10 protein-coding genes and 1 pseudogene are annotated in these 10,641 nt (G+C 40.9%); 3 read left to right on the plus strand and 8 right to left on the minus strand.

All coding sequences use genetic code 11. The features are described from left to right. Together WBM98_RS17720 and WBM98_RS17725 are read right to left on the minus strand one after the other, a co-directional pair. Nucleotides 1–902, minus strand: a pseudogene (locus WBM98_RS17720) (FeS-binding protein); the annotation flags it as partial. 6 nt (nt 903–908) lie between these two features. Beyond that, entirely contained in the window at nt 909–2,255 is a 1,347-nt protein-coding gene (locus WBM98_RS17725) for an NAD(P)/FAD-dependent oxidoreductase (protein WP_424367352.1), read from the minus strand. Nucleotides 2,256–2,499: 244 nt separating this feature from the next. Between WBM98_RS17725 and WBM98_RS17730 the strand changes: the two genes are divergently transcribed. From WBM98_RS17730 to WBM98_RS17740, 3 genes are all read left to right on the plus strand, one after another. Then, the gene (locus WBM98_RS17730) at nt 2,500–3,501 is read left to right on the plus strand and encodes a glycoside hydrolase family 113 (protein ID WP_424367353.1); all 1,002 of its coding nucleotides are present in this window, start codon (nt 2,500–2,502) and stop codon (nt 3,499–3,501) included. A gap of 213 nt (nt 3,502–3,714) precedes the next feature. After that, the gene (locus tag WBM98_RS17735) at nt 3,715–4,638 is read left to right on the plus strand and encodes a hypothetical protein (protein ID WP_424367354.1); all 924 of its coding nucleotides are present in this window, start codon (nt 3,715–3,717) and stop codon (nt 4,636–4,638) included. Nucleotides 4,639–4,651: 13 nt separating this feature from the next. Then, nucleotides 4,652–5,701 carry an N-acetylmuramoyl-L-alanine amidase family protein gene (locus WBM98_RS17740; RefSeq protein WP_424367355.1) on the plus strand — a complete coding sequence of 350 codons (1,050 nt, stop codon included), beginning with the start codon at nt 4,652–4,654 and terminating at the stop codon, nt 5,699–5,701. Here the strand turns inward: WBM98_RS17740 and WBM98_RS17745 are convergent. From WBM98_RS17745 to WBM98_RS17770, 6 genes are all read right to left on the minus strand, one after another. Further along, nucleotides 5,698–6,402, minus strand: coding sequence for a TIGR04283 family arsenosugar biosynthesis glycosyltransferase (locus tag WBM98_RS17745; protein ID WP_424367356.1), 705 nt, complete (start codon nt 6,400–6,402; stop codon nt 5,698–5,700). The genes WBM98_RS17740 and WBM98_RS17745 overlap by 4 nt on opposite strands. Beyond that, the gene (locus WBM98_RS17750) at nt 6,389–7,141 is read right to left on the minus strand and encodes a DUF547 domain-containing protein (protein ID WP_424367357.1); all 753 of its coding nucleotides are present in this window, start codon (nt 7,139–7,141) and stop codon (nt 6,389–6,391) included. The genes WBM98_RS17745 and WBM98_RS17750 overlap by 14 nt, the downstream gene beginning before the upstream one ends. Before the next feature lie 61 nt (nt 7,142–7,202). Beyond that, on the minus strand, nt 7,203–8,168 hold the full coding sequence (gene arsM / locus WBM98_RS17755; RefSeq protein ID WP_424367358.1) for an arsenosugar biosynthesis arsenite methyltransferase ArsM: 966 nt from the start codon (nt 8,166–8,168) through the stop codon (nt 7,203–7,205). Next, nucleotides 8,165–8,986, minus strand: coding sequence for a purine-nucleoside phosphorylase (locus WBM98_RS17760; RefSeq protein ID WP_424367359.1), 822 nt, complete (start codon nt 8,984–8,986; stop codon nt 8,165–8,167). Before WBM98_RS17760 ends, arsM begins: the two co-directional genes overlap by 4 nt. After that, complete coding sequence (locus WBM98_RS17765) at nt 8,983–9,654, minus strand: TIGR04282 family arsenosugar biosynthesis glycosyltransferase (protein WP_424367360.1); 672 nt, start codon at nt 9,652–9,654, stop codon at nt 8,983–8,985. Before WBM98_RS17765 ends, WBM98_RS17760 begins: the two co-directional genes overlap by 4 nt. 14 nt (nt 9,655–9,668) lie before the next feature. Beyond that, the gene (locus WBM98_RS17770) at nt 9,669–10,139 is read right to left on the minus strand and encodes a rhodanese-like domain-containing protein (RefSeq protein WP_424367361.1); all 471 of its coding nucleotides are present in this window, start codon (nt 10,137–10,139) and stop codon (nt 9,669–9,671) included. Nucleotides 10,140–10,641: the final 502 nt, after the last annotated feature.

Here is a 10,641-nt window from a genome sequence, read left to right on the forward strand (position 1 = left end):
CCCCATACAAGAATAAACAAGCCGATACTTCCACTGGCCATTAGCTCATTGAGATTCCAACTAAAGAAAAAATCATAATCCAAGGGAAATGCATTCTTAAAATCATAGTAGGGCATTTGTAGGCGCACCATAATCTCTGGAATCAAAAAAGCAAATACGATTTGAAAGAAAAGCACCGAGGTCGTACGTATCATTTGGTACTTATTGTGGCGGTACTTAATGTACATACGAACGGCCATTACCGTCATGACCACGCAGTACATGAAACCATATACGAACCATTGACCGGCCGGATTCCCACTAAGGCTTTCACTGATAGGGTCGACCAGAAAAGTCCAATTCACGGCAAATTCGGGTCGAAAATAAAGGATGAGGTAAAAAGAGATCAGGAAAACAAAGACCAACCAAGCTATCCAACCCCTATTCGTGGCGTTTTGGTGATAAATGCCATTGTTCTTTATTCCTTTCTTACCTAATAGTACCACATTGGGAATGATGAACATGAGGGCACCCAAAATACCCAATCCAAAGGTTAAAAACCACATGAGTCCTTTATGGTCCACGATAAGTCCACTTCCTGCTATCTTGCCAAGTTCTGCGGCCATATCATGTGACTTGGTATAGATTACTTTTCCATATTCCTTGTTTTTTCGATGGTCCGCATTAGCCTGTTCCAGGGCATTGGTTATTTTTGGAGCGAATGCCGGCATTCCATCGAAAGATTGGTCAACTACATTTTGTTGTATATGCGTAATAAACAATTCACTTTTTATGTGCTTTTGACTTACAAAATCATTGAAGTCCTTAGTGGAAAGTTTATAGGTGCCGAGTAGGGGTAAAGCGGTAAAAATCGCTAAACCTATCAAAAAAACGACAAGGCCTAATTTTTTTATTCTTTTCATAGATTCTTAGGCCGTTTTAAAAATTCGTTTCCAACTTTTCTTTTGTAAAGTAATGGTCGTCCCCATTGCCTCATTGAATTCCGCTAAGATATCCGCCTCGTAATTGGCATAGAATTCAGGGTCAAAATTGGCATCCTTCAAATAGGCCATTACAAAATCCACATCCCTTTCTTCAGTAAGCCATCGGTCAAAAATGTCATGTCGCATGCGTATACCAAAGGTGTTGATGCCCAAGAATTTATGGGTGTCGGCATGATAGGCAACCGTAATGCAAATTTTTTCCTTTGGATGCCGCCAATGGAAGTGTTTTTCAACATCTTTTTTAGATTTTTCACTGAATACCCATCCATAGGTTTGGTATTCCACATCCAAAAATTTGGCAGAATTGAACCAGTGGCCCGGTTTATATTCAGTTTTGTTCCCACAAACGGTCTGGGCGATGGTTTCCCCCATCATTCGTCCGGTATACCAAACCGCCTCAATAGGTCTTCTATTTCCTATGGCTTCTTTTTGTTCGGCACAGTCGCCAATCGCATAGATGTCGGCTATGTTGGTTTCAAGGTATCGATTGACCATTACCCCTCGGCCAGTTGCTATACTACTGTCTTTTAAAAAGGAGATATTCGGGGAAACCCCGGCCGTTAAACCTACAATATTGCAGGCAATAGTGTCTCCTTTGTCTGTTTTCACGCCTTTGGCCCTTCCATGTTCATCAGCGATGATTTCAGCTAAATTGGTCGATAATCGCAGGTCGATATGATGTTCGCGTATGTGTTCATTGATCATTTCAGATTCACCGGATGGTAACACGCCATTCCAAAAACTATCTTCCCTCACCAAAAAGGTGACTGGGATATCCCTGCTTAGAAGCATTTCGGCCAATTCAATGCCTATCAATCCACCACCGACGATTACAGCACGATTACACACTTTGTTGTTCGGTGCATATTTTTCAACCCCGTCTAAATCCTGTTTGGAATATAGTCCCTGTACCCCTTTCAAATCTTGGCCTGGCCAACCATATTTATTCGGTTTTGATCCAGTTGCGATGATTAGCTTATCATAGGCAATGTATTCGCCTTCTTTTAGCGCTACCTTCTTTTCTTCGTGGTGTATTTGTTCTACAAAACCGTTCACCAATTCGATCCTGTTTTTTTTCCAAAACCAATTTTCATAGGGTTGGGTATGTTCAAATTTCATATGGCCCATATACACATACATCAGGGCCGTTCGTGAAAAGAAATAGTCTGTTTCTGCCGAGATGATGGTAATGCGTTTGTCGGAAAGTTTTCTAATATGTCTTGCGGCGGTGACCCCAGAGATGCCATTGCCAATGATAACGATATGTTCCATGTTATTTTATTGGTTGTCTTTCTATAAGTCGCAACTAAATATAAGAACTTAATTTTCAAGCTAATGGATTCTTCACAAAATAAGGGATGGTAGTGTATTTATGTTTACCGGAAGCGGATTAGTTGTATTTTGTGATGTGGTGAATAGGATTTTGCGTTCGGTTGTGGATCGACCCTGCCTGCACAACTGAAATTTTAGCGAATATTTATGAAATACTGTACTTTTAAATTATAATCTTTGAAGAATGAGGCATTTAGGATTGTTGATGTTATGTTTATTGCAGTTTTCCTGTATGAGTCAGGTCAAGGAAAAAATCAATGGTGTCAGCTTCGTGGCCTCCCGCGAGAAGGTTGGGCAGAACCATGTCGATGAGATTCTGAAGATCAATGCCAATCATGCGGCCGTAATGCCTTTTGGTTTTATTCGGGAGATCAATTCCCCCGATATCATCTTCGATACCGAACGTCAATGGTATGGAGAAACTAAAATTGGGGCCAAACAATACATTGAAATGTTGCATAAGAATGGTGTAAAAGTCATGCTCAAACCCCAAATCTGGATTTGGCGGGGCGAATTTACCGGAACCCTAAAGATGCAATCCGAGGAAGACTGGAGAACGTTGGAGAATTCGTATGAAAAATTCATGCTGGCTTATGCCGGTTTGGCTCAGGATACCCATGTGTCTATCTTATGCATCGGTACGGAATTAGAGCAATTCGTAAACAATAGACCTGAATTCTGGAAAAAACTCATTGCAAAAATCAGGGAGGTATATACAGGCAAGTTAACTTATGCCGCAAATTGGGATGAGTATCCAAGAACGACTTTTTGGGAAGATCTTGATTATATTGGTATTGATGCGTATTTTCCTTTATCAGAGGAGCGTACCCCTTCGGTTGCCCAATTAAAAAAAGGATGGGAAAAACATAAGGAGAAGATGAAGGCCCTGTCCATTGAAAAAGGCAAGCCCATATTATTTACGGAATATGGGTATCGAAGTATGGATTATACGGCAAAAAAGCCATGGTTGGTAGATAGGAATGAGGAGAAAGTGAACTTGGACGGTCAAGTAAATGCCAAAAAAGCAATTTTTGAGGAATTCTGGAAAGAAGATTGGTTTGCGGGCGGTTATGTTTGGAAGTGGTTTATTCACCATGATAAGGCAGGGGGTGGAAAAGACAATCGGTTTACCCCTCAGAATAAACCTGCACAACTAGTCATCAGAGACCACTATAAAATGTATTGAACTGCGGAATTTCAATACGTCAAGACCACCAAGAAATTCCGTATGTGTCTTGAAATCTGGATTTTAATGGTCATGAATACGGGCATTGGGACGTCCTTTTTCATAAAGATTTCAAAAATAAATTTAGATAGGAACTTATTTTAAGCGGTAACCTTCCATTGCATTTGGAATTGGCAAGTATTTTTGATAAACTTTGCGGAAACACTTTTCCACGTGACCTCATTAAAGAATGTACTATTGATCGCCCTGGCGATGATTTCTTGTCTCAGTGCAATTTCCCAGGAAGCTTTACAAACCGTTATCGCCAAAAACGGAGACGGCATTTTCTCCATCCTAAGGAACGAAGGCATCGAAATCGCTAAATATTATGGGGCCTTTCTTGAATTGAACCAGGATAATTTAATCAATGGAAGCGATTTGGTAGTGGGCGAAACTTATTTTCTCCCAAATGCCCCTGATTCATTTAAAAATAGGGGGCTGATCATCGATATGGGCGATGGTATGGAAAGGCCGATTTTCGAGGGGAAATTGGCAACTTTGAAGATAAAGGATAGTTCCTTGTTAAATACGGTATATTATTTGATTGAGCAACATAGTCGAGGCAGGCAGGTGGTTTCAAATAATGTCGAAGACGTTATTGCCGTGACTATGGCAAGAAAATTGCTTCAAAGTGGTGCGCGGGTTTACTTGTTCAATAGCGATATAAAGGATTCCCTAAACTTAATCGATTTTGTGAGTGTTGTGAATAAAAAATACTTGAAACATAATGGCAACTATCAAAGACTTATGGTGATAGATAATGGTGGGATTAATTCCAAAACAAAGACCGATATTTCGGTATATCATTATGCGGAAAGTGGCGAAAGTAAAAGGTTTGCGGATAATATGTTAATGGTTTTCGGTAAAAACACCATTAAACGGGAAGCCTTGAATGATTATTCCGAGATGTGCACCGATTTCGATGACATTACATTTGCCAAAAATAGTTTGCCACCAATAACCTTTATAATTATGGGCCCAAAAATGGGTGATGCCGATAAAACCATAAAGGTTACCGCAACTAAAAATAATATAGCCAACCTAATTGCCAACGGAATTTTATTGGATTATTCCAACACTGAATTTGAAGATAATTAGAAATAGAGGTTGTATGAAAATCAAAGATTTCATCTTCGGGATAGTGCTGTTCATGACAGGTGCCTCCCATGGACAGGATTCCTATATTGCCGTAACTGCCGAGAAAGGCGATGGTATATATTCCCTTTTACGAAAACAAGGGGTAGATCCCTCTGAAACATTTAATGATTTTATCGCACTTAATTTTGATAATCTTCGCGACAGTTTGCATTTGTACGAAGGAAGGGATTACAAAATCCCACTTGTAAAACCAGATAGCGTCACAATCGTCGATTCCCTACAAAAGAAATCGACCGAGATTAAAAAAATCGAGGGAAAGGAATATTCCATTTTCGGTGAAGGTCAAACTGTTTTTTTGAAGAGCGAAAAGTTGAAAGGGGCGGTTTATTATTTGATTTCAGGGCATGGTGGCCCTGATCCAGGAGCAATGGCCAATTATGGGAAGGGCAAAATTGCCGAAGATGAGTATGCCTATGATATTACGTTGCGATTGGCCAAAGAATTACTGTCCCATGGTGCAACGGTGTACATTATTATTCGGGACCTGAATGATGGGATTCGTGACGAACGGATTTTGAACATCGATCATGATGAGGTCGCCTATCCCGACAAGGTAATTCCATTAAACCATTTAGCGCGCCTTAAGCAACGGGTCGACATTGTAAACGATTTGCATAGAAAGCATAGCGGACAGTTTCAGCGTCTTATCGTGACCCATGTGGATAGTCGCAGTAAGGGACAGAATATAGACGCGTTCTTTTACCATCATGAACAAAGTAAGAACGGAAAAAAATTGGCCGAGAGCATTCATCAAACCTTTCAGAAAAAATATAAAAAATACCAGCCGAATCGAACCTATGAAGGAACGTTTAGTGATAGAACAGGCTTGTATCTAGTACGAAACACCCATCCTGCCATGGCCTATATTGAAATTGGAAATATCAAAAACCAAAAAGACCAACGCAGAATATTGGAACCCGATAATAGACAGGCCCTCGCCAAATGGATTTCTGAGGGCGTTATATTGGATTATGAGGGCGGTGAAATCGGCCCTATCCGTTAAAGGGCAATTTTTCTTTTGTAATAATCATAAAGCTGCTCAGGTCCTGCACCCAAATAGTTTTTGAGATGAATGACCCCAAAATGATATTGCAGTCGTATGACGCCATGCTCCCTATATTTTCGGGCTGAGGTTTTCACATGTTGCGGAAGTATCTTAAAATAGGTTTTTCGGTATAAACGACCAATAAACTCATTATCTTCAAAAACCATATAATCCTCGTTGAAGCCCTTTGTTCTGGTAAATAGTTCTTTGGTGATAAAAAGTGATTGGTCACCTCCCCTGCAAATTTTATGATTGTATTTGGTGAACCAGGCAAAGAACCGAAGTACCCAGTTGGTACTATCGAAACGCATTTGAAAACACCCTGATTCATGGTTTCCCGAAATCGCTGTGATGATATGCTGGTCGAAGTCCTTGGGGGGGAAAGTATCGGCATGTAGAAAATAGAGAATATCACCCATCGAGGCATTGGCCCCATGGTTCATTTGTATGGCCCTTCCTTTCGTGGTTTTAAGTACCGTTGCCCCGGCATTCTCGGCACATGTTGTGGTGCGATCTTGACTGCCCCCATCAATAACCAGAATTTCCGCTATGCGCTTCTCGGAACTGTTTTTTATAAGGTAGTCTATAAGTGCCCCAATGTGGTCTTCCTCATTAAGCGCCGGAATTATAATACTGATTGTCGCTTTATCTTTTTTCATTCAACCCCCAGTCATACATTAAATAATCGATGTCCGAATCTTGGGAAATCTTACTATCGGCATAGGTGTTCAAATAATCGATCAATGATTTTACTTTAGTAAAATCGTCCCTATACCATTTGAATATTTTGGATAATTCAACACCGTCCCGCGAAATCTTATTCTTAGAAGGGTCATTGATAAAATGGGAAGTGGCCCTTTCCAATTGTTCCTCTATTTTAGAAGCAGTATAGGCTTCATTCAATAATTTCGGGCAAGAATAGGATGCGCAATTAATGGCAAAATGAATGCGGGGCTCCGCCATTTTTCGAAGCATTTCATGCTCTACTTCACCTAGGGAATACATATTGCTCCCAATCCTTACCCAATCTTTGCCCCAAGGCCTGAAAACATCCTTGATACTTTTTAATGGGTAGTGCTCCAAAATCAAATGAACCGTTCCTGCATTATAAAGATTGATGTAGTATGCTAATCGTTCTTCTTTTTCTGCGGTATCCGCAATGGGGTTATCAGCCAGGTAATCAAGGTAGTTGTCAAGCAGACCCGTGTCTTTCTTAAAACCTGCGTAATCGACATTTCCATGTTCGTCTACATATTTTTTCAATAAAATATCCCATGGGGCATGGTCAAGGCTATCCGTACTTTTTATCGATTTTTCAAGCGGTGGCTTTTGGCCAAAACAATTCAGCAACAAGAAAAAAGGCAAAACGATACTAAATAAGGATTTAAGTTTGATCATAATCTTGTGTTGGGAACCAGTATGTTTCTTTAGTTCAAGGAAGTCATCAAACCTTACAAAATCAACAACAACCCCCGCCGTTATAATGCCATGTACTTTCGCTGATATGGAAGGGTTCGCCTGATTTGGATAATACGGCAGCAGTCTTATCACATACCGCCAAAGGTTGGTTTTGCACTAAAACATGCCCAACCTTATCGTCATAATAGTCATCATCCCCATAATAAATAGCCGTTTTACCGGTAAATATGCATGGCCCATCTTCTGGCATGGGATCTTTGATGGCGGCGATTTCTATCGATTCGATATAAATGAGTTCATCGGTGGGATAATGATTGGGCGACAACACGCGGTAAGACTTGCGGGCCCTAATTTCAATGGTGCCAAATCCCGCATCGGTCAAAGCCTTTATATAGTCTTTCATGGGTATACTACCGCTTAAACATAGGGCCCTGAGTCTATCATCATTCCGTAATTCGTCGTTCATGGGCTGTTCGCAGGTAGGGTCGCTCATCACCAAACGGCCATGTGGTTTTAAAACGCGGTACATTTCACTGATGGCTTTCTTGAGGTCCTCGGTCTTGAATATATTGAATAGACAGTTTTGGGCTGCCACGTCGATACTCCCATCCTCGATGGGCAAGTTCAAGGCATCGCCTTTAACAAGATTCACAAAATCACTGCGAAACCAATCGTTTTCTTCTTCGGCTACTTTAAAATTCTGTCTAGAAGCTTCGAGCATTTCGTCCACTACATCCACGCCAGTGACGCCGCCTTTTTGTCGGGAAAAATAGGAAAACTGCAACAGTTCCATGCCGCCACCTACACCAACATATAATACCTTGGGGTTATTCACCAGGTCTTGGGCCGCTACCGTACTGCCACATCCATAGTTCATATCTTGCATGATCTTGGGAATCGAAAGGCCAGGGAATTGCCATATGGGATTGGTAGTGCAGCAAAGGCCGACCTCGGGGGTTAAGGCAGCATCGCGATACAAGTCGTTTGTAGCTTCTAAATAACTCATAGTTCTTTTATTAATTCTGTAAATAATTTTATCATTTTGGGCTCAGCTTCATTCGCTATTCGTATGATCTCTTGAATATCAACAGGCTCGAGATTGTCTGGGTCGCATTCATCGGTCAAAACGGATACGGCGACAATGGGTAGTCGCAAATGGTTGGCAATAATTACTTCAGGTACGGTACTCATACCCACGGCATCGGCACCTATGATTTTCAACATTCTGTATTCAGCCTTGGTCTCTAGCTGTGGTCCTATTACGGCCGCATAAACGCCTTTTTGTAGGTTTATTTTTTCCCGCTTGGCGATAGCGATCAGTTTAAGGCGCATGTCTAAATCATAAGGCTCACTCATATCCACAAAGCGATCACCGAATTCAGATACATTGCCAAAGGCCAATGGGGAGCCTCCTTGAAGGTTCAAATGGTCTTCAATCAACATAATGTCCCCTTTTTTATAGGTTCGATTAATTGCCCCGGCTGCATTGGAAACGAACAATTTATGAATCCCTAGTTGGTGCATAATTCGAATAGGATAAGTCACATCGATAAAGTCATAACCTTCATACAAATGAAAACGACCTTCCATAACCACGGCTTTTTTACCCTCAATGGTACCGTAAATCAATTTTCCGGGATGGAATTCTACCGTGGCGAGCGGAAAAAAGGGAATATGGTTGTAATGCGCCGTTATGGGATTTTCAATGGCATTGACCAATTGTCCCAAGCCCGTTCCAAGAACTATGCCTATTTCAGGAGTATCGAATCCTTTTTCCTTTAAATATGCGGTTGATTCTTGTAATTGTTGTTCAGATAATCTCATATATTCTTCAAATAGGGTTGAAAAGCTTTATTGTTTTTTAGGTCTTCATAACGGTCTATGTCATTCTTGGGTTCCAAAAGGCGCACTTTTTCATTCTTAAGGTCATTTATGGTTGCTTCAAACACATGTTCTTTGCCCCATTCCTTATTTTGGAATATCTTTTCCGTATAGGACTTCATGCCCAAAAGATAATACCCGCCGTCCAATGCTGGTCCTATGACATAATCATTTTGGGCTAGCGCCATAAAGGCATCCTCCAAATCCGATTTGTCCATATCGAACATATCACTGCCAATGATGATGATTTTCTCGAATCCATCTTCAAAACCATTCTTAAAGGCATTTGACATGCGAGTGCCTAAATCGAAACCTTGTTGTAAACGCTTATCAAAAATACGGTTATCCCAACAATCGTCTTTCCAGATCTCTTCGGAATAATACACCCGTTTGTGAACATTTAGGTCTTTCGTAATCGTGGAAGTATGCTTCAGTAAAAAGTTGTAGATATCCAATGCGACTTGGTTCCCTACCTTGGCTGCTAATCGTGTCTTGCATTTTCCCAAGACCGGATTTCGGGTAAAAATAAGTAATAGGTTCTTCGAATTGGCCAATTGGTAGTGAATGGTCTTAGAATCTTTCTCTTCTGAATTCTGTAAAATGATGCTCATTGAATCGGACTTGCTTACTCGTAAACCTTTTCGCCTTCGGTCAAAAATCTCCCCCAAAACCTATTATACGCATGTACTTTATCAGTTTGCGTGCCCTCTGCGTCAAAAACGGGAAGCCCTGAATTCTTCCATGCGAAAATACCGCCATATAAGTTGGATACGTTAGTATATCCCAAAGCCTGAAGTTTTTCGCCTATATCCTCAGAACGAACCCCTATGGAACAATAAACAACTATCGGCGTGGATAGGTCAATTTCGTGATCTTTGAGTTGTTGCGGATCAAAATCTTCATAACCTACCCAAATGGCGTCTTCCAGATGACTTATGTCGTACTCCGACTTTTTTCGGGTGTCCATAAAAAGAACGCCGTCTTTGTCCCTGGCATCGGTCACCTGTATATAAGGTACCGATTCAGCATTCAACAGTCTCAAGGTCCTGTCCATTTTTTTCTGGGCATGCCCAGAAACGGCAATGATTAGTAGCATGAAGAGGGGGGTACAAGTTTTCATATCAGAAAAATGCTAAGGGTAAAGATACTATAATATTAAGTTTTTGTTCACCTCGCCCTGCAAATAAATTGATATTATTAGGCCGAATGGTTCTGTTTTAATGTCGGTTTTGGTTTATATAATTCCTTTTGGGCCGTTGGCCAAAAAAGAGCATTAATGCAATACTCAGGGCTTTGTCGTTTTGGTTGTGGGAATCTTACGCGCGAATGGTTCATTTGTGCCTTTTGAAGGCAGATTGTGGCATCCTTTGATTGACATATTTCGGTTAAAGGAAATTTCCAAGTAGTTGCGCCCTTTATAAAACCTGACTATAAACAAAAAACCGCAACAAATCATGTTGCGGTTTTCTAAGTGGTGCCTCCAGCCCCGATGCTTCGGGGGAACCAGGGCCTCATTATAATTTGGCCAGTATGTCATCAAGTATTTTGGGGTCTTCGATGATTTTCCGTATAAATGTTTTGCTTTTCATACGTTTGAC

Origin of the sequence: Maribacter sp., from assembly GCF_049667165.1 — a bacterium.
In the GTDB taxonomy this organism is placed as follows: Bacteria; Bacteroidota; Bacteroidia; order Flavobacteriales; family Flavobacteriaceae; genus Maribacter_A.